This is a genomic window from Actinophytocola sp. (assembly GCF_036555685.1).
Taxonomy (GTDB): domain Bacteria; phylum Actinomycetota; class Actinomycetes; order Mycobacteriales; family Pseudonocardiaceae; genus Actinophytocola.
In genome coordinates this window covers 1-18,267 of record NZ_DATBKY010000292.1, presented here as the reverse complement: position 1 = coordinate 18,267, position 18,267 = coordinate 1, and the positions used below count along the sequence as shown (strand labels likewise).

19 protein-coding genes are annotated in these 18,267 nt (G+C 70.1%); 9 read left to right on the top strand and 10 right to left on the bottom strand.

What is annotated here, in order from left to right; translation table 11 throughout:
- Positions 1-21 precede the first annotated feature (21 nt).
- Complete coding sequence (locus VH969_RS29700; RefSeq protein WP_331980252.1) at positions 22-1,734, bottom strand: S8 family serine peptidase; 1,713 nt, start codon at positions 1,732-1,734, stop codon at positions 22-24.
- A 63-nt stretch (positions 1,735-1,797) separates the two neighbouring features.
- On the opposite strand from VH969_RS29700, the gene VH969_RS29695 reads away from it, so the two are divergent.
- Both VH969_RS29695 and VH969_RS29690 read left to right on the top strand, forming a co-directional pair.
- A complete protein-coding gene (locus tag VH969_RS29695) occupies positions 1,798-2,667 on the top strand; it encodes an alpha/beta hydrolase family protein (RefSeq protein WP_331980250.1) in 870 nt (289 codons plus the stop codon).
- A 151-nt stretch (positions 2,668-2,818) separates the two neighbouring features.
- On the top strand, positions 2,819-3,406 hold the full coding sequence (locus tag VH969_RS29690) for a TIGR03086 family metal-binding protein (RefSeq protein ID WP_331980248.1): 588 nt from the start codon (positions 2,819-2,821) through the stop codon (positions 3,404-3,406).
- 4 nt (positions 3,407-3,410) lie between these two features.
- Here the strand turns inward: VH969_RS29690 and VH969_RS29685 are convergent, their stop codons facing one another.
- Positions 3,411-4,475, bottom strand: coding sequence for a DUF2332 domain-containing protein (locus VH969_RS29685; protein ID WP_331980246.1), 1,065 nt, complete (start codon positions 4,473-4,475; stop codon positions 3,411-3,413).
- A 173-nt stretch (positions 4,476-4,648) separates the two neighbouring features.
- A complete protein-coding gene (locus VH969_RS29680; protein WP_331980244.1) occupies positions 4,649-5,395 on the bottom strand; it encodes an alternative oxidase in 747 nt (248 codons plus the stop codon).
- Positions 5,396-5,619: 224 nt separating this feature from the next.
- Here VH969_RS29680 and VH969_RS29675 point away from each other — a divergent pair, with 224 nt between their 5' ends.
- Both VH969_RS29675 and VH969_RS29670 read left to right on the top strand, forming a co-directional pair.
- Positions 5,620-6,741 (top strand): baeRF11 domain-containing protein, encoded by a 1,122-nt coding sequence (locus tag VH969_RS29675; RefSeq protein WP_331980242.1) that lies wholly within the window; start codon positions 5,620-5,622, stop codon positions 6,739-6,741.
- 191 nt (positions 6,742-6,932) lie between these two features.
- Positions 6,933-7,883, top strand: a complete 951-nt coding sequence (locus VH969_RS29670; protein ID WP_331980240.1) for a carbon-nitrogen hydrolase family protein — start codon at positions 6,933-6,935, stop codon at positions 7,881-7,883.
- A 58-nt stretch (positions 7,884-7,941) separates the two neighbouring features.
- On the opposite strand, the gene VH969_RS29665 is transcribed toward VH969_RS29670, so the two are convergent.
- The gene (locus tag VH969_RS29665) at positions 7,942-8,295 is read right to left on the bottom strand and encodes a hypothetical protein (protein ID WP_331980238.1); all 354 of its coding nucleotides are present in this window, start codon (positions 8,293-8,295) and stop codon (positions 7,942-7,944) included.
- A gap of 345 nt (positions 8,296-8,640) precedes the next feature.
- Between VH969_RS29665 and VH969_RS29660 the strand changes: the two genes are divergently transcribed.
- The 3 genes from VH969_RS29660 to cutA all read left to right on the top strand — a co-directional run bounded on the left by VH969_RS29660 (position 8,641) and on the right by cutA (position 10,350).
- Positions 8,641-8,844, top strand: coding sequence for a cold-shock protein (locus VH969_RS29660; protein ID WP_331980236.1), 204 nt, complete (start codon positions 8,641-8,643; stop codon positions 8,842-8,844).
- A gap of 249 nt (positions 8,845-9,093) precedes the next feature.
- Positions 9,094-9,699 (top strand): hypothetical protein, encoded by a 606-nt coding sequence (locus VH969_RS29655; RefSeq protein ID WP_331980234.1) that lies wholly within the window; start codon positions 9,094-9,096, stop codon positions 9,697-9,699.
- Positions 9,700-10,041: 342 nt separating this feature from the next.
- A complete protein-coding gene (gene cutA / locus VH969_RS29650; protein ID WP_331980232.1) occupies positions 10,042-10,350 on the top strand; it encodes a divalent cation tolerance protein CutA in 309 nt (102 codons plus the stop codon).
- Between the two features lie 37 nt (positions 10,351-10,387).
- Here the strand turns inward: cutA and VH969_RS29645 are convergent, their stop codons facing one another.
- Together VH969_RS29645 and VH969_RS29640 are read right to left on the bottom strand one after the other, a co-directional pair.
- The gene (locus tag VH969_RS29645; protein WP_331980230.1) at positions 10,388-10,729 is read right to left on the bottom strand and encodes a cupin domain-containing protein; all 342 of its coding nucleotides are present in this window, start codon (positions 10,727-10,729) and stop codon (positions 10,388-10,390) included.
- A 396-nt stretch (positions 10,730-11,125) separates the two neighbouring features.
- Complete coding sequence (locus tag VH969_RS29640; RefSeq protein WP_331980228.1) at positions 11,126-12,550, bottom strand: M1 family metallopeptidase; 1,425 nt, start codon at positions 12,548-12,550, stop codon at positions 11,126-11,128.
- A 295-nt stretch (positions 12,551-12,845) separates the two neighbouring features.
- On the opposite strand from VH969_RS29640, the gene VH969_RS29635 reads away from it, so the two are divergent.
- On the top strand, positions 12,846-14,264 hold the full coding sequence (locus VH969_RS29635) for an amidase (RefSeq protein WP_331980226.1): 1,419 nt from the start codon (positions 12,846-12,848) through the stop codon (positions 14,262-14,264).
- A gap of 33 nt (positions 14,265-14,297) precedes the next feature.
- On the opposite strand, the gene VH969_RS29630 is transcribed toward VH969_RS29635, so the two are convergent.
- The 3 genes from VH969_RS29630 to VH969_RS29620 are packed head-to-tail and all read right to left on the bottom strand — an operon-like array spanning position 14,298 to position 16,547.
- Positions 14,298-15,185, bottom strand: coding sequence for a crotonase/enoyl-CoA hydratase family protein (locus tag VH969_RS29630; protein WP_331980224.1), 888 nt, complete (start codon positions 15,183-15,185; stop codon positions 14,298-14,300).
- Positions 15,186-15,195: 10 nt separating this feature from the next.
- Positions 15,196-15,336 (bottom strand): hypothetical protein, encoded by a 141-nt coding sequence (locus VH969_RS29625; RefSeq protein ID WP_331980222.1) that lies wholly within the window; start codon positions 15,334-15,336, stop codon positions 15,196-15,198.
- Positions 15,333-16,547 carry an MFS transporter gene (locus VH969_RS29620; RefSeq protein WP_331980220.1) on the bottom strand — a complete coding sequence of 405 codons (1,215 nt, stop codon included), beginning with the start codon at positions 16,545-16,547 and terminating at the stop codon, positions 15,333-15,335. The genes VH969_RS29625 and VH969_RS29620 overlap by 4 nt, the downstream gene beginning before the upstream one ends.
- Positions 16,548-16,613: 66 nt before the next feature.
- Between VH969_RS29620 and VH969_RS29615 the strand changes: the two genes are divergently transcribed.
- Complete coding sequence (locus VH969_RS29615) at positions 16,614-17,579, top strand: ArsR/SmtB family transcription factor (RefSeq protein WP_331980218.1); 966 nt, start codon at positions 16,614-16,616, stop codon at positions 17,577-17,579.
- A gap of 61 nt (positions 17,580-17,640) precedes the next feature.
- On the opposite strand, the gene VH969_RS29610 is transcribed toward VH969_RS29615, so the two are convergent.
- Entirely contained in the window at positions 17,641-18,030 is a 390-nt protein-coding gene (locus tag VH969_RS29610) for a VOC family protein (RefSeq protein WP_331980216.1), read from the bottom strand.
- Positions 18,031-18,267: the final 237 nt, after the last annotated feature.

Below are 18,267 nucleotides of genomic sequence, written 5' to 3'. Positions count from 1 at the left end.
CTGTCATGGCCGCGTCGGCGGTCAGCGTTCCAGACCCTGACCGCTCGCGGTTCCCGTCGCCGCCAGCTCGTCGGCGTCCACACCGCGCTCGGCCGCCGGCCCGCTGCCGGCGGTCTGGGCTTCGCGCACCGCGGCGTGTGCGTCGACGAGTCCCCATCCGGTGGCCACGTCATAGCCGGGCCCGGCCGGATCGCCGTTGCCGTTGACGCCGGTGGTGACGTCGACCGCGGTCCTCGTGAGGATCCCCTTGACCGCCTGTGGTGTGAGGTCGGCTCGTACCTGCTTCAGCAGTGCACACACCCCGGCGACCTGCGGTGCGGCGGCCGAGGTGCCACTGAACCCACCCCAACCGTCGTTCGTGGTGGTCTCGTCGCCGTCGGGGAAGGCCCCGCCGGCCCGATCCCGGTCGATCTCGTCGCCCGGCTGCACGGGCAGCATGATGGAGATCGCCTTGGGCCGCATGCCGACCAGCCCGGAGACGTCCGGCACCTTCCGATTCGGGTAGACCGCGCTGACTCCACCCATGGCGTAGTTGGACGCGTGCAGCGTGCCGTCCTGCTCGAGCATGACACCGCCCGCGGAGACGACGTCCGGATGCTGTCCGGGGAACCCCAGGCCGCTCCCGTTTCCGGCGGAGAACACGACGACGATGCCCGCCGCCACGGCTGTCGCGATCGCTGCCGCGAGAGCCTGGTCGGCGGCGGTCAGCGGACCGACGGGCAGGTTTCGGCCCCAGCTGCAGCTGATGATGTGCGGGCGCAGCGCGACCGCGACGTTGAACGCGCCGATCGAGTTGACGAAGTTCACCTTGACCATCGTGAGCTCGACGTCCGGCGCCACGGCGAACAGGTTGGCGGACTCGCCGGTCCCGTGGCCGACCTCGTCGTCGGCCGGGCTCGTCGTGGCCGGTCCGAGCACGACGGGGCCGGATCGATAGCCCCGCCGTTCGAAGTACGGGTGTCGATACCAGCCGCTGTCGACCATCACGGCCCGTACACCCCGGCCCGTGACCTCCGCCCGGTGCGCCCGATCGGCGTTGACGCCTGCCGAGATGTCACCGGGCACCGTGAGATGCCAGTACTGCCTGGTGGGCGCGAATGCGGACTCGTGGAAGTAGATCGGACTCTCGATGGCGACGCCCTCGAGAACGTCCGCGGCAGGGCTGCGATCGGTGGGTATGAGCCCGTACATGTCGGTCAACGGGCAGTCCACGTACGTCGCGGTGTCTGCCACCCCACCGGCCTTGACGACGGACCGCTCGTCCGCGCGAAGGGGGACCTGAAAATAGTCCTCGTACAACTGCGGCGGTCCCGCCAGGTTGATCGTGGTCGGCGACTCGTGAATTACCTGGAACCCCGCCTCCCGCAAGAGCGCTGCCGCGCTCCGGGTGACTTCCTGATCGGAGTGGAAGTTGGCGACGTTCTCCGTCACGTCCTGCGGTGTCGCGGCGAACAGCGACACGCCGCCCACGGATTTGGGGGACGCCTGGGCGTACATGACCTCCGGGAGAACCGGCGCCGCGTCGTTTGCATTTGTCGACATGGTTGCCTCCTGTGTTCGCGAGCCCGCCCGCGATGGCGGGGGCACGCGAACATCTCGCGATAATATTAATGTCGCTCGAAATCCCGGCCATGTTCCATGGACCCGCGCCGTCGACATCCGGGTTCCGGTGCCCGATGCCAGCAGTTTGCGCTGGTAAGCGAGTTGCCGACCGCGGCTTTTCCATGCATCCATGAAATGATCGCGTACAGCGCGGCGATTTTATCGACGTAGCACTGCGCGATCTCGGAGAGCCCCATGACAACACTCGTATGCATCCACGGCCGAGGCCAGCACGGAAATAACCCCAACGAGCTGCGCCGCAGGTGGATGGCCGGGCTGAACTTCGGCCTCACCATGGCGGGCCGCAAGACGGTGGACGCCGAAAAGGTTGTGTTTCCTTTTTACGGCGATCTTCTCGAGAAAAAGAAGAACGAGGCCGTCCGGACCGGCGCGAATATCCAACTCGCCTTCGACGACGCGGTGGGCGAGATGCGCCTCGACCCGCTCATGCCACAGCCGATCGCCGAACTGGAGTCGGACCTTCTGAAGTCCATGGGCGAGCAGGCCGGCGTCGAGCTGCTCCAGTTCGACGGCTTCGCGGACGCGCTGCTCAGAATCCCGGCCGCCCGCCGCATCCTGCAGTTCCTCGCGGACAAGACGAACATCGACCAGGAAGTGATCGAGTCGTTCCTGACCGACGTGGCCGTGTACTTCCGGACCGCCCGTGAGGACGTGCTCAACCTCGTACGGGCCGAGCTGCCGAACAACGGTGAGCCACTAGTGATCATCGGCCACAGCCTCGGCAGTCTGGTCGCCCACGATCTCCTCCAGGAGCCGTCCATATCGTCCCGGACGGACCTGCTCGTGACGGCCGGGTCACCGCTCGGTCTGCAGGCGTGCTACCGCAACCTGCTCGCCGGCGGGCCCAGGCACCCCGCCGTGCCGAAGTGGTCCACGGCGTACGACGTCGACGACGTCGTCGCTCTCGGACACCCTCTCCAGCCGCTCTACGGCGTCCCGCTCGACGACCTGACGGTCGACAACCCGCCGCAGAAGGCGCACAGCATCGAGAGCTACCTGAGTCACCCGTCAGTCGCGGCGGGCATCGCCGACGTGCTGACCTGAGACTTCCGCCCGGCCCGACCGGCAAGGCCCGCAAGCACGAACCGCGCACCCGCCACGCGAGTATGTTCGCCACTGTCTGAGACGGATGACGCCCGGGAGGCAGCCACCCCGGCCTGTGGCTGCCTCCCGGTCTGCGATGGGGGTGGCTCCTTTGCTGGACCTGCACGAACGGGCTATGCGGCACAGCGTGCTGATCGTGTCGCAGATCGAGGATGACCACTGGGACGTGCCGACGCCGTGTGCCGGGTGGACGGTGCGTGCCCTGCTGACCCACATGACCACCGAGAACCGCGGGTTCGCCGCCGCCGCGCGCGGCGAGACGACCTCCCGGGACGCGTGGGCGGACCGCCCGTTCGGCCCCGACCCGCGCCAGGACTACGCGGAGTCCGCCGACGAGGTCGTCACCGCGTTCGCCACCGCCGCGCCGGAGTTCTGGCTGCCGAACGTCCACGAGACGCATCGGTTCCCCGCGGCGCGGGCCATCGGCTTCCACCTGCTCGACTACGTCGTCCACTCCTGGGACGTGGCCGCCTCGATCGGCCGCCCGCTCACCATCGCCGAGGACCTCGTCGCCGCCGCGCAGGAGGTCGCCGACCGCGACGTACCGGACAACGAACGCCGGCGGCGCCCGAACGCGGGCTTCCAGCCGCCGGTCGCCGGCACCGACGACCCGGACCCGTTCCGCCGCCTGCTGGCCTTCCTGGGTCGCGACCCGGACTGGGCCCCGCCCGCCCCGTGAGCCGCTAGGAGTCCGCCAGCCACGCCAGCAGGCGGCCCCGAGACCAGCAGCGGCCGACGGATTCGGCGCGCAGGGTCGAGTGGTCGAACACGGCCACGCCGACGATGCTGTGGCCGGAGGCGCGGCGATCGCCGAACGTCGGTATCGCCGGCGCGACTCCGACCCCCTCCACCGACACCCACGCCACCGGCCGGTGGGTTGCCGCGTCGTCGAGGCGGTGCAGGAAGCGCAGGCGGCTTTCGAGCGAGAAGCGCGACAGCGCCCAGGTCGTGGTGACGACCGGCAGGGCATCCGCGGGCACCCGGGCCAAGGCCTCGGGCAGCACCTCGACGGCGTCACCGGGCAACAGCAGCGGCGGGACCGTCGCCGCCAGCGCCATCTCCGCCTCGAGCCTCGCCATCCGCTCCCGCTGGTCCGGCCACACGCAGGCGCGCAACCATCGGGCCTCGTCCGCGTCGGTCACGTCGACCGGATCGGGGTCGACGCCGACGCGCGCGACGACCTCGGGCATCGCCCGCGTCGGGATGGACCGGTCTCCCACGAGCGAGCACGACAGCTGTACCGGAGACGCCGGGTCACCCAGCGACTGTCCGTTGCTGTAGGTGATGCCGACGCGGTCGACGTTGAGGTTGAGCCCAGCCGAAGAGCCCACGTCGACGAGCCCGACGGCACTCGCGCCGACCCGGCGCGCCGCCTCGGCGACAGCCGGGTACAGCACGGCGCCGCGTCCGGTCTCGCCGGCACGCACCCGCCGGTGCGCGACGATGGCCACGACCGAGTCGGTCATTCGCAGCAGCGTGTCGATCACCGCCCTCGCTGCGGTGTCCGCGTCCGCTGCGGCATAGGCCGCGGCGAGCGCCGGAGCGCGGCCGGCGAGGGCGAGGTCGTGCAGCGCGGCGAGGATCACCGTGGGGTGCCGCTTGCGGGCCGGCATCGCCTCGATCGCGCGCAGCGCCTCCGCGGACTCGCTCAGGGCTACGGCGATCCGCTCGTAGAGAGGCGATGTGCCGGCGGCGTCGACCTCACCGAAGCGCCGGTACACCTGCGCGAGCGTGCGGGACTTCGCCACGGATACGGCGCTTCCTGCGGTCGGTCCTGGCATTCCGGCGATTCTGCCATTCCAGCGGCCGGCGCGGTACGGAACTGGCCGCCGAGTACGCTCGCGTGCGATTCGGCTGCCGGCTCGGCGACCCCGAGGGGCGCTCGGGTCGCCGTGTCCACTTCGGACGATCCGGTGCACGCTCACGCCAGCGGCACCTCGGTCAGGTACCGCTCCGACTCCTGCTTGTGCATCCGCTCGTCGTGGCCGATCTGGCGCAGCAGGTCCGCCATCGAGTCGAGCGCGCCGTACTCGGTCGCGAACGCGGAGCCGTGGCGCACCGTCTCGAACTCCGGGTGCTCGGCCACGAACTCGGCGTACTCGTGCTCGGCCTGGTCCTCGAAGTCCGCGTTGAGCCGGTAGCTCCACTTCGGACGGAGGACGAACAGCAGCCACGCCGTGTGGTAGTAGCCGACCGCCATGAGCCACGGCAGGAACCGGTGGCGGACACGGCCGAGCCGCACGCCGCTGGAGCGCACGAGCTCGCTCGTGATCAGCAGGTGCCACTCCTCGTTGTCCTGCTGCTCACGGTTCTCCACGATCCGCTCCTGTATCCGCCGAGCAAGCTTGCCGTCGCGATGCTTGCGGGTCAGCAGGCGGTACGCCGCGTTCTCCCAGATCTGGTACGGGATCCGCGCGACGACCTCCAGCACCTGGAACTTCACGAGCGTGCGCCTGCGCCCGTAGATCAGGTCCATCGTGCGGAAGAGGAACCGCGCGGCCAGGCTGTATTTGCGGCGCGGTGCCTCGAGGGTCTCGCGCTGGGCACGCACCAGCGCGTCGCGGTCCAGCTTCGGCGTCTCGGCCGCCGTCAGGCGCACCGGGTGCGCGGGCTCGGCCACGAGCCGGTCGAGCAGCTTGTCCCGGGCCGTGTTCATCGTCGAGGTCATCGTTCGCTCCTGTCCACTGTGCTCATCCGGTCCGTCCGGCGGCGACAGACAACAGAGTCCGTGAAGCGTGCGTCTGATACCACGAGGCCACTGGCAGTCTTGGGGAGCGGAGGACCCCTCCTCCGCACCGGGGCTGCCACCCCGACCGGCGGTCCCGAAGGACGCGGTGGCGGACCCGCTCACCCGGTTCTACATTGGGACCGCGAGTAGGGGAGGCGACGGCCGTGACGAGCCTGCATACCGACATTCCCACCCACGCACAGGTGACGCGCCTGCTGACGACCCGAGCGCCGGTCGCGGTGTCGCTGTACGTGCAGACCCGGCCGGACGGGTCCGGCGACGCGGAGCGGATCGAGCTGAAGAACCTCGCCGGGACGGCGGTGGGCCAGCTGCGGGACGGTGACGCCGAGCGGGGCGCGGTGGCCTCGGTCGAGGAACAGCTGGCCGACCTGGCCGAGGACGACGAGTTCTGGCGCTACCAGGCGCGCAGCCTCGCGGTGTTCGTGACGCCGGAGGCGCTGACGACGTTCCGCCTGCCCAACCAGCTGAGCCGGTCGGTAGAGGTCTCCGACCGGTTTCACGTCAAGCCCCTGCTGCGGTCGATGACCTTCACCCAGGCGGCGTTCGTGCTCGAGCTCACGCAGGGCTCGGTGCGGCTGCTGGAGATCGTGCCGGAGCTGCGTCCGGCCGAGGTGTCCGTGCCGGACATGCCGAGCGACGTGGCGAGTGCGGTCGGCAAGTCCTCGATCGCCGACCGCGCACCCATCCGGCGGTTGCAGGGCAGCGAGGGGCAGAAGGTCCGGATGCGCCAGTTCGCCCGCCAGGTGGACCAGGCGTTGCGGCCCATCCTCGCCGGCCAGGACGTGCCGCTCATCCTCGCGGCGGTCGAGCCGATGGTGAGCATCTTCCGGTCGGTGTGCAGCTACCCGCACCTGACGCCGACGACCATCTCGGCGGGCTCGGGTGACACCGAGCTGATCGCCGACGCGCGCCGGGTCCTGGACGAGACACACACCGAGCAGCTCCGCGGCGCGTGGGCACTGTTCGAGCAACGGACGTCGCAGGGACGCACGGCCACCGACATCGCCGACATCGCGCGGTACGCCACCGCGGGTGCCGTGGACACGCTGTTCGTCGACATCGACGCGACGATCTCCGGCTTCGTCGACGAGCAGACCGGCGCCGTCGAGTTCCGGGAGACCGGGGACGCGGCCGACTACGGCGTGCTCGACGAGATCAGCCGCCGGGTGTGGCTCACCGGCGGCCGGATCTTCGCGGTCCGGCGCGAGGACGTCCCCGGCGGCGGCGAGACCGCCGCGATCCTCCGGTTCGCCCCCGGCGCCTGAACGCGGCGGTTATCGCGGCCGTGCGGCCGGCCACGCGAGGTCGTCGATCGCGACGGATGACGCATGGGCCGCCGAGCAGCGGTCTGGCCGATGTCGCCGTGCCACCGCACCGCGCTCGCGCATGATCCACCGCGAATGCACCGGGCGAATACGGTCATGGCATGTGTGCTGCCAGTGCTTGTCGAGTCGCCGTGGTTCAGGCCGCGCCGAGGCTGTTCGACCTGCCGGAGACGCTTCGCCGCTTCGAGACGCTGCTCGCCGAGGCCACCGCGGGCGGTGCGGAGCTGGTCGTCTTCCCCGAGGCCTTCGTCGGTGGCTATCCCAGGGGCGCGACGTTCGGCGCCACCGTGGGCGAACGCACCGACGACGGGCGCGCGTTGTTCGCCCGGTACCGCAGGTCGGCCGTGGAGATACCCGGTGACACGTTCGACCGTATTCGCGCGACCGTGGCCAGCTGTGAGACCCATGTCGTGGTCGGCGTGATCGAACGGGCCGGGCACACCCTGTACTGCACGGCACTGCTGATCGCGCCGGACGGCACGCTGCTCGGCCACCACCGCAAGCTCGTGCCCACCGGAACCGAACGGCTGATCTGGGGGCAGGGCGGTGCCGGCGACGTAGCGGTCGTCGGCACCGACCTCGGCCGGGTCGGCCTGGCCATCTGCTGGGAGAACTACATGCCGCTCTACCGAACGGCGCTCTACCAGCAGGGTGTGCAGATCTACTGCGCGCCGACGGTCGACAGCCGGGACACCTGGGCGGCCACCATGCGCCACATCGGCGTCGAGGGCCGTTGCTTCGTGGCATCCGCCACCCAGTACGCCGTCCGCGACGACTACCCGCCGGACTTCCCCCTGGGCACCGAGCCGGTCGTCATCCGCGGCGGAAGCTGCGTCGTCGACCCGTTCGGGCGGTTCCTCGCCGGCCCGGTGTTCGAGCGGCAGGAGGTGCTCTTCGCCGAGCTCGACCTAACCGTGCTCGACGGCGCCTATCTCGACCTCGACGTGGTCGGCCACTACGCGCGCCCGGACCTCTTCACGCTCGGCACGGCGACCGCGCCCGCGCGGGCCGCCTCGACTCGACGTGTGCGAAGCGACGGCCGGGAAGATCGCCGGGAAACCTGGCGACCAACCCCAACATGACCGCGACCGTGATGAAGAGGGCGGTGCCGGGCTCACTGCCCGACATCGCGGGCGACGGCTACCGATCCGCCTGGCCGTCGAAGAGGTCGCCTGCCATGCTGCCGTGCGCGGCGCCCGGTTCCTCCGGTGTGGCCTGGGGGTCGACAGGCTCCGCCACGGCCTGGTCCGCGGCGGTGGGCGGGATCGACGGCAGCGGGGCAGTGGGTGGCGCCGAGGCGGCCGGCGTGTTCATGTCCGCTCGCCGGGCGGCCGCGTCGCCGGCGGCGACCCGTTTCGCGGTCGCCGCGTCGAGTGGTAGCAGATCGGTCGGCGGGTCGAGGGTTTCCTCGCCGACACCGCCAGGGACCTGAGCGTCGTCCGGCTGGTGGGCGGCTGTCTCGGTCGACGGCAGGCCGTCGTTCTCGACTGTCATCGAGTCTCCTCGTCCATGATGGTCCGCACGGACTACCCACCGCGGGCCGCAGCCACGCCTGTCGAGGGGACCGGATCACCGGAAATGCCCGGTGCGATGCCGCGGCACGACCTTCAGGCCCCAGCCACTTGGCCGGATGTTCGGCGTAGTCGATGCCGCCGGCCACGTCCGAGGCACGCAGTGTAGGGTCAGCGCCGGTCACAGTTTTGTGTTCGTGTCTCAGCGCGCTCGCGAAACAGTTGTTGCGGGCGTTTCGCGTTCTCAGGTTGGTCGAAGCGGTCCGTCACACAACCCCGGCTCGCCGTGCCCGCGGCGTTCCGCATTCGACCTGTTGAGGAGACAGATATGGCTCAGGGCGTTGTGAAGTGGTTCAACTCGGAGAAGGGCTTTGGTTTCATCGCCCCCGATGACGGTTCTGCCGACGTGTTCGTGCACTACTCGGAGATCCAGGGCAACGGCTTCAAGTCGCTCGAGGAGAACCAGCGCGTGCAGTTCGAGGTCGGCCAGGGCCAGAAGGGTCCGCAGGCCACCGGCGTCACCACCATCTGACCCGGCTTGCGGGCGACGCCCGCGTTCGACGTCACCGGCAGGCTTTCGCGAGTGCGAGGGCCTGCCGGTTTTTGTCCTCGTAGGACATTGCCGAGGCGCCGTCGCCCACTGCCCGTACGGGCCGGGTGACTGACCGGATCGTGTCTATGGCTGGGTCCTGCCACGGCCCTAGAGTCTTGCCGGTGGGGGGAACGTCGTGCCGGCGTCGCGAATGTCGTTGCGCCCACGCACAAAGGTAGGAGCGCGCAAGTGACCAACCCCGAACGCAACTTGGCGGACACTCTCAAGGCGGCGGCGGACGTGGACCTCACCACGGTGCTCGACCAGGACACGAGCCAGGACGAGAAGGCCGCGCAGATCGACGAGCAGCACGCGGCGGCGGAGAACACCCAAGTGGGTGCGCAGTCGAACGACCAGGACCAGAACACCGACACCGACACCACGACCGTTGGCGGGGACGGCGGCAGTGGTGGCGTCGCCGTGGGTGGCAGCGCCGACGGTGGCTCCGGGCTCGGCATCGGTGGCGACGCCGGCGACATCTCGCAGGCGGGCAAGTTCAACATCAACTTCGGCGACTCGACCGCCGGTGACGGTGTCGGTGTCGGCGGCAGCGGCGGGTTCGGCGGCAACGCGGACGCCAGCGGCGGCGCCGGTGGCAACGCGACCGCGGACGTCGACGTGGACGCCGATCAGACCAGCGACCAGGACCTGGATCAGACGAACGCGATCGACCAGGACCTCGACAGCGACCAGACCCAGGTGCAGGACCAGGACGCCGACCTGCACCAGGACCTCGCCGCGGACGTGAGGAGCGACGTCGACCAGCGGCTCGCGGATCTCGACGTAGACATCTGATCCTGAGTGGACGAACGCGGCGGCCGGACGAGCTCCGGCCCGCCGCGGCATTTGTGGGTGCGTTCCCCCGGCTCCTGGCCAAGGCAGCCTCGCGGGCGGCATCGGCGTGGACGGTGCGGAGGACGTCGACGAGACCACCTCCGGCATGGTCGCGTCGCGGCCGGCGCCTGTGGCGACGACCAGGACTGGCGAGGCAGCGGGTCTGCCGGCAGCCTTCCGCTTCCGACCGGTGGTGTGGCGCTGGGGCTGATCGCTCGTCGCACGACGCCGGCCGGGTGAACTCGCGGAACCTGCCGCGTCGTGTGATGCCGATCCGGGCCCGCCGTGACTAGCATCACAACCATGGACTACGAAGACGTCGTGGTGACGTTCACCACGGACAGCAAGCAGCTTGCCAACACCATGGCGGCCGAGGTCGCGAGCACCGAGTTCAGTTGCTGCGCGCACATCGAAGGACCGATCAGGCGGGTCCACCGGTGGCACGGCCGCAAGCATTCGAGCGAGCAGTGGCGGGTGGAGATCGAGGTCGTCGCGGACGGGGCCCGCGCGCTGGTCGACCACATCACCGGCCACCACGGCGACGAGGTGCACGACCTCGTGGTGACCGACAACGTGCGGCACCTGGTGGGCGACGCCGTCGAGTCGCCCTGATTCCGCCGTCACAGCGGCCGCCGGCCGCGTATGAGGGTCAGCGCGCCGGCAGGTAGCGGATCTCCAGCATCGTGCAGCCGGTCTCGGTGCGGTAGGGACCGTGCGGCATGCCCGGCGGTCGAGAGGTGTAGTGGCCGGCGGTGAACGTGCGTCCCAGGGTCAGGTCTTCGAGGACGCCGTCGAGGAGGTAGACCTCCTCGTAGTAGTCGTGACGGATCACGCCCGTGGCCGTCTCGGTGCCCGGTGCCCAGCGGGCGACCCTGGTGAGGGTGCGCTCGTCCTCGCCGCGACTCAGAACACGCTCACTGATGGTCGGCGCGTGCGCATCGACCTGCCACGGCACCTGATCAACCGCGAAGAACTCGTGCTCGGCCTTCATGGCAACCAGTGTCCCGCTGCCACCGATCAGTGCGCGGTGAGCGTCAGTTCCATCGCGCGCGTGAGGCGGTCGCACCGTTCGGGATTCGCGGGTCTGACAACGCCTTTCAGGACACGCCCTGGCCGTTCCCGCCCCCGACGGCGTGCGGCTTGGCCGCGAAGCCGAGCTCGCGTTGTCGCGCTGTGGTGAGCGCCGAGCACGGCCGCGCCCGCACCGCCTCGAGATCAGCCGGTATCGGCGCCGGCGAAGCGGTCGTCGGCCGCGGCGACATGCACCAGTTGCCATCTCGCCCCCGACCGGTTGTGTACGGTAAGTCACCGATCGTGACACTGGGTCGCAGCCGGTCCCGAGGTGCCGGTATGGACGGGCCGGAGGGGCGCATGAGCGCGGTGGTGGTCAGAGCGTCGGTTTGCCCGGCTGGTAGAGCCAGGTCTGGAAGAACGCGTCGAGGTCGCGATGCGTCAGGCGCTCGACGAATCGGATGAACTCCCGCGTCGAGACGTTGCCGTACCGGTGGGTCGTCGGCCACAGCGTGAGCATCCGGGTGAAGGCGCGGTCGCCGATCTTCATGCGTAGCGCCTGCAACGTCATCGCACCGCGGTTGTAGACCAGGTCGTCGAAGATGTGGTCCCGCCCGGGGTCGGCGACCTTGCCGCTCCAGTCCTCCTCCTCGGCGTACGTCTTCGCGAAGGACTGTGCCACGGGGACGCCGTTGAACTTCTCCTGGTAGAGCCACTCCGAGTAGGTGGCGAAGCCTTCGTTGAGCCAGATGTCAGCCCAGCGCACGGGGCTCAGGCTGTCGCCGAACCACTGGTGGCCGAGCTCGTGGGCGAGCAGGTCGCCGTCGACGGCACTGTCGGTCTGGTCGTAGACCGGTCGGCTCTGTGTCTCCAGCGCGTAACCGACGCCGACGTCGGCGAGGATGCCGCCGGTCGAGTCGAACGGGTATCGCCCGAACACCGACGACTCCCACTGGATGATCTGTGCCGTGGTCCGGTTGAACACCCTGCCCTGGCCGGGCTGGGTGTCGATCGACTTGCCGATCGCCGTGATGTTCGGCAGGCCGTGGCTCACGCTGCGCGTGACGTTGTAGTTGCCGATCGCGATCATGCTCAGCTCGCTCGCCATCGGCCTGTTCATGTGCCAGCGGAACGTGGTCTGGCCGTGGTGCGTGGTGGTGTGCCCGGGTTCCCCGTTTGCGAGCACGGTGAGCCCGCGCGGCACGGTGACGGTCTGGGCGTAGGTCGCCTTGTCGTTCGGGGTGTCGTTCACCGGGTAGTAGGTCGCCGCGCCGATCGGCTGGTTGAGCGCCACCGCGCCGTCCTGGGTGGCGACCCAGCCGGAGACGCCCAGCGCCGGGTCGTCGACCTTCTGCGGAACGCCGGCGTAGGTCACCGAGACGACGAACGGGCGGCCCTTCCGCAGACCGTGCGACGGAGTGATCACGAGTTCCTGTGCGCCGCTGCGGGCGAAGGTGGCGCGCCGCCCGTTGACCGAGAGCCCGCTGATCGTCAGGGGCCCCTGGAAGTCCAGGTCGAAGCGGGAGAGGTTCTGCGTGGCCCGGGCGAGGATCGTCGTCGTCGCGCTGATCGCCTGTGTCGTGGGGTCGAACGCGAGCCGGATGTCGTAGTGGCTGACGTCGTAGCCGCCGTTGCCCATGTCGGGGAAGTACGGGTCCCCGGCGCCCGGTGCACCGGGGGAGAACACCGGCGCTCGGCCCGGCGCGGCATCCGCGATCGGGTTCGCCGCGGCGACCAAGCCGATGGTCATCGCGCAGCCGATGATCGACAAGTAGCCGCGGCTGCGGTTGGCGCGTCCCATGACTCCTCCTCGCATCCCCGACCCACGAAGGCGCGAACGGCCTCGTGGGACCCGGTCCGGATTCCGCCACCCTGTGACAGCCGGCTGAGCCAGGCTGTCGTCACCCAGTCCGCGGGTCACACTACTGGGCCGCGGTGAGGCCGCACACCGTCCACACGGAACGTGCACGGGGCCGGAACACGGGGTAAGCGGCACACCGGCGATCTCTCGTCGCGTGCCACCAACGTGGCCGGCGTCCTTTCGCGGGCATATACCCTGACCGGACCGTGTGCGGAGGGTTGAACGGAGGGGTGTCATGAGCGGTGCGAGGGTGCACGGGTTCACCGATGACGCGTTGTCCGACCACGACGCTGTGGCGGTCGCCGACCTGATCCGCAAGGGCGAGATCAGCGCGCGCGAGGCGGCCGATGCGGCGATCGCACGCGCCGAGAAGGTCGACCCCGAGTTGAACGCCGTCGTGTTCGCGGCGTACGACCGGCTCGAACCAGCCACGGTGGACGGACCGCTCGCCGGCGTGCCGACATATGTCAAGGACAACACCGACGTGCGGGGAATGCCGACGAACCACGGCACCGCCGCATACGTCGGCAAACCGGCCGCGAAAGACGGCCCGTACGCCCGCCAGTACCTCAGCTCCGGAATGACGGTGCTCGGCAAGAGCAAGCTCCCCGAATTCGGCCTGAACGCCAGTACCGAGTTCGCCGACGCCGAACCGACGCGCAATCCGTGGAATCCCGAGCATTCGCCCGGTGCGTCTTCCGGTGGATCCGCCGCGCTGGTCGCCTCCGGGGTCGTCCCCATCGCGCATGCCAATGACGGCGGCGGCTCGATCCGCATCCCGGCCGCCTGCTGCGGACTCGTCGGCCTGAAGCCGTCCCGCGGCCGGCACGTCGACGCCGATCAAGCACGCAGCATGCCGATCAACCTCGTCTCCGAGTGCGTCGTCACCCGCTCGGTCCGCGACACCGCGACGTTCGTCGCCGCCATCGAGCGCGACTGGCGCAACGCCGCGCTGCCGCCGGTGGGGCTCGTCGAAGGACCGGCCAACCGCCGGCTGCGGATCGGCGTCCTCACCGACTCGCTGGGCGGCGTCTCCGCTGACGCCGAGACCACGGCGGCCGTGGCGGACACGGCCACGCGGCTGGAGAAAATGGGTCACGACATCGAGCCGGCCACCCTCCCCGTAGGCGACGAGTTCGTCGAGGACTTCATCACCTATTGGGGACTGCTCGCATTCTTTGCGGGCGCTCTCGGCAAGCGAACCATCGACAAGGAATTCGACTCGAGCAAACTCGACGGCTTCACCAAGGGCCTCGCCAGCATCTATCGCCATCGTTTCCATCGCACCCCGGCCACCCTTTTCCGGCTCTCCCGGGTGAAGAAGGCCTACGCCGGCATGCTGACCAAGCACGACGTCGTCCTCTCGCCGGTGCTCGCGCACTCGCCGCCGAAGCTGGGACACCTCAGTCCGAACGTTCCGTTCGACGAGCTGCTCACCCGCCTGCGGCACTATGTCGCGTACACCCCGCTCAACAACGTCGCGGGGGCGCCGGCTATCTCGCTGCCGACCGGTGCCACAGCCGATGGCCTGCCGATCGGCGTGCAGATCTCCGCCGCCCACGGCGACGAGCGCACCCTGCTCGAACTCGCCTACGCCCTCGAGCAGGACCGCCCGTGGCGCCGCATCCAGGACACCGACAAGGAGCGTGCTTGAGCGCGACGCGGTTTCCGGCCGCGCGCTGGATGGTCAGGGCTCGATGACGTGCTCACGGTCGGGCTTGCGATCCGCGGGAGCCCGGCTGTAGTCGCCGAAGGGCCCGTCGCGCCGGGCCACCGCGGCGCCGACGCCGTCGGACTCGGCGAGCTCGATGAAGCGATGCGCGTCCGGGGTGTTTCGCATGAGGCCATCCAGAATCGGGCCGAGGGTCTGCGTCGAGGCTAGGCCCATGTTGTCGTAGGCCTGGTTGACAATGAGCTTCATCGCTGCCAGCTGAGAGGCCGGGATGGTGGCCAGCCGCGCGGCCGTGTCCGCGACCTCGGCCGCCAGCTCGTCGAACGGGACTGCCTTGTTGATCAGCCCGATGTCGGCGGCCTCGCTGCCGGACAGCGGCTTGCCTGTCAGCGCGTACTCCTTCGCCCGGGTCAGGCCGAGCCGGTAGATCCACATGCCGGACAGATAGGCGCCCCACAGCCGCGAATACGGCGTTCCGATCTGGGCGTCGTCGGCGGCGATGACCAGGTCGGCGCACAGCGCGGTGTCGCTGCCGCCACCGACGCACCACCCGTGCACCTGGGCGATGACCGGCTTGGGGCAGCGCCACATGGACATGAACCGCTGGGTCGGCCCGAAGCCGAAGGTGCCCTGGAAGTCCTTGCCCGGATCCCACTTGCCGTCGGTGGTGAGCTCGTCGTCCCAGTGGTGGAACCCGCCGCCGAAGTCGTAGCCGGCACAGAACGCCCGCCCGGCACCACGCACGACGATCACCTTCACCGACTGGTCGTGCACCGCCGTGGTGATGGCGTTCTCGAACTCGTCGGGCATCGGCGGCACGATCGTGTTCAGGTGCTCCGGCCGGTTCAGGGTGATCGTCGCTACCGCGTTCGCCACGTCGAGCAGGATCGTCTCGTAGGTCATGCGCACACCTCTACCACCACGTCCGGCTCTCGAGCGTGAGGTACCGCAGCGTGTGGATCGCGCTCGGCCTGGTCGCGGTCGCCTTCGTCGCGTCGGTCGTGTTCGCCACCGTCGACGCGTGATCTCCGGCCAACCGCCGGCGGCTCCTCACGGGCGGACGTTGCGGACCTCCCGGCTCAGGAGCGGCAGCAGGCCGGCGAGGACGTAGGCGACCCCGCACGCCACGCTGACCTCCTTCGCTCCGTGAACCGCGGCCAGCGGTCCCACGACCAGCTGTGACAACGGGATCGCGACGTAGGACAGCAGGTCGTCGTAGGCGACGACCCGCGACAGGGACTCCTCGGGGACGGCGGCCTGGAGCGTGGTCTCCCACGTGATGGCTGCCACGGTGAAGCCGAGGCCGCCGACGAAGGCAGCGGCGGCCACGATCCACGCGTCCCCGGACAGGCCGACCGCCAGCAAAGGAAGGCCAGCGAGGGTTCCCCAGATCCGCCCGTCGCGCAGCGGACGGCGCAGGACGATCCTGACGGCGACGACGCTCATCACCAGCAGCCCGAGGGCCCGCGCGGTCTGCACCGTGCCCCAGCCCACGGCGCCGTCGTGGCCGGACACCACCTGCGGCCCCAGCACGTTCCACGGCCCGACGCTGAAGGCGTTAACGAGGGCGAACGAGACGGTCATGATGACCACCCAGCGCATCGACCGGAAGACCGACCAGCCGTCGACGAGGTCGCGCCACAGCGGCCGGTTCGCCGCCGGCGGTCGGCTCGCCCCGGGGATGCGCGCGAAGGCCGCGGCGGCGAGGAGGTAGGAGGCGGCATCGGCCGCGAGCGCCCACCCGCCGCCGGCCGTGGCCACCAGGACGCTCGCGAGCATGGGACCGAGGATGCGCGCGGTGTTCTGGCTGCTGGCCAGCAGCGCGTTGGCACGCTGCAGGTCCTGGCGCCCGACGAGTTCGGGCACGATGCCGCGGAGCGCCGGTTGCGAGAAGGCGCTCACGGCGCCGCTCACGAGGGCGAGGCCGGCGATCACGACAAGGTCGTAGTGAGCCGTGATCAGGACGGCGGCCATCGCGGCCATCGCGGCGGCGGTGCACAGGTTGGTCGCGATCAGCACGGTCCGCCTGCGCACGCGGTCGGCGACCGCGCCGCCCACCAGCAGGAGCACAAGGGCGGGAATCATGTTGGCGGCCAGGACGATGCCGAGGTCGGCCACCCTGCCGGACGCCTGCAGCACGGCGAGCGCAAGCGCGACGGTGGTCATGGACGAGCCGGCCAGATCGACGGTCCGGCCGGCGAAGAACCAGCCGAACCGGCCCGTCAACAGGATCCTCACCGGCGTGGGGGCGGCGGTATCGGTCACGCCGACACTGTGGGACACCGCCAGCAGCTGGTGAACTCTTGCGACGAGTGCCGTAAGAATGGCCGGGTGACCCTCCTGCGGTTCAGTCCGGACGCGTTGCACGCAAGCCGGTTCGCGCTGTCTCCTCTCGCCGAGACGCTGAGCGAGCTCACCCGGCTGCGGCAGTCGCTCGACCGGCGGGCCACCGACCCGCGCACCGAGGAGTTCGGCCGGTGGCTCGACTCGGACGCGTTCGCCGGCGGCCTGGTGCGGCTGGTGACCGCCACCAAGTTCCTGCCCGACTTCGTGGCCGTGCCACCGGGGAAGGGGCTGAACAACCGTCTGCGGGACGAGCTGGCGGCGATGCGTGCGATCGGGGACGGGCAGGCACGCGAAACGCTCGCCGAGGCGCAGCGGTTCGCGTGGGGGAGCGATGGGCTCGCGTGGGCCGACGTCGACGGGATCACCGGCCGCGCGGCAGAGTTCTTCGCCAGGTGCTGGGCACGGTTCGTCGAGCCGGACTGGCAGCGGCGGCGCGCCATCCTGGAACGCGACATCCGCCACCGCGCCGGGGTGATCGCGGTCAGCGGTTGGCGACATGCGCTGGACGGCATGGCGCCCGACGTCCAGTGGGTCGGCCACGACGCGATCCAGTTCTCCACCCAGACCTACGCCGACCGCCACATCGGGAGCGACGGCCTGGTCTTCGTCCCGCACGCGGGGTTGTCCGGGCGGTGGACCTGCGAGTCACCGTCGCGGATCGCGTTCGTGTACCCGGCCAAAGGAGCACTGGCCAGCCACTCGCCGGAACACGGCGGCGTGGCCCGACTCCTGGGACACGGCCGGGTCCGCATCCTCACCGAGGTACGAACGCCGGCGACACCGTCACAGCTGGCGGCTGTGCTCGGGGTCTCGCTAGGCACGGTGTCCGCTCACCTGGCCGCCCTGCGCGAAGCCGGGGTCGTGACGACCCGGCGAAGTGGCCGGGCGGTGTACTACGAACTCACGTCGGCGGGGGAGGAGCTCGCACGTCTCGTCACGACCGCCGAATGATCGGTGCGGTGGCGGACAGCGCGTCGCGGACGGTGCACCCGCGCAGCGCGTAGGCGGTGGGCTACCCGAGTTCCTCGAACAGCGTCAGCTGCAGCCCATCGGGAGCGGTGAGGCGTGAATTGAGCGAGTTCCACGGGGTTCGAACCGGCTCGGCAAGGACCGCGGCGCCGGCTGCGCTGAGGGTCGTGGTGGTGGCCGCCGCATCAGCGACCTCGAAGGCCACCCGAATGTGACCGGCGACCCGCCGTCCGACCTCGACCCGGTCGATGAACTCGGCCTGCCGCCGGTCGACGACCTCGACCGTCGCCCGGCCGGCGTCCAACAGGACGACGTTACCCTCAGCCGACGAGAAGTCGGCCAACTCCGGCAGGCCAAGTACGTCCCGATAGAACCGCACCGCCTCATCGTGGTCCTCGACGGTGACGACCAAACGAAGCTCGCGAACGCTCATGCCATGACAAAGCACCCCCGCGGGCGCCTTATTCCGCCCGCGTTTCACCGCCGACGGGATGAGTCTTTGGGTGCCGCAGTTGGGCGGGAGGTCGAGGCTCGAAACGCATCTCGACGACGTCTTCCGGGGCATCGCACACCCGGCGTGGCGGGTGCGCGACCGGACAGCTCGAGCCGTGGACCTCCGCCCCGCCCGCCCACGGCGCGGCCGCTATCCACTTCATGACGCCACCACCGC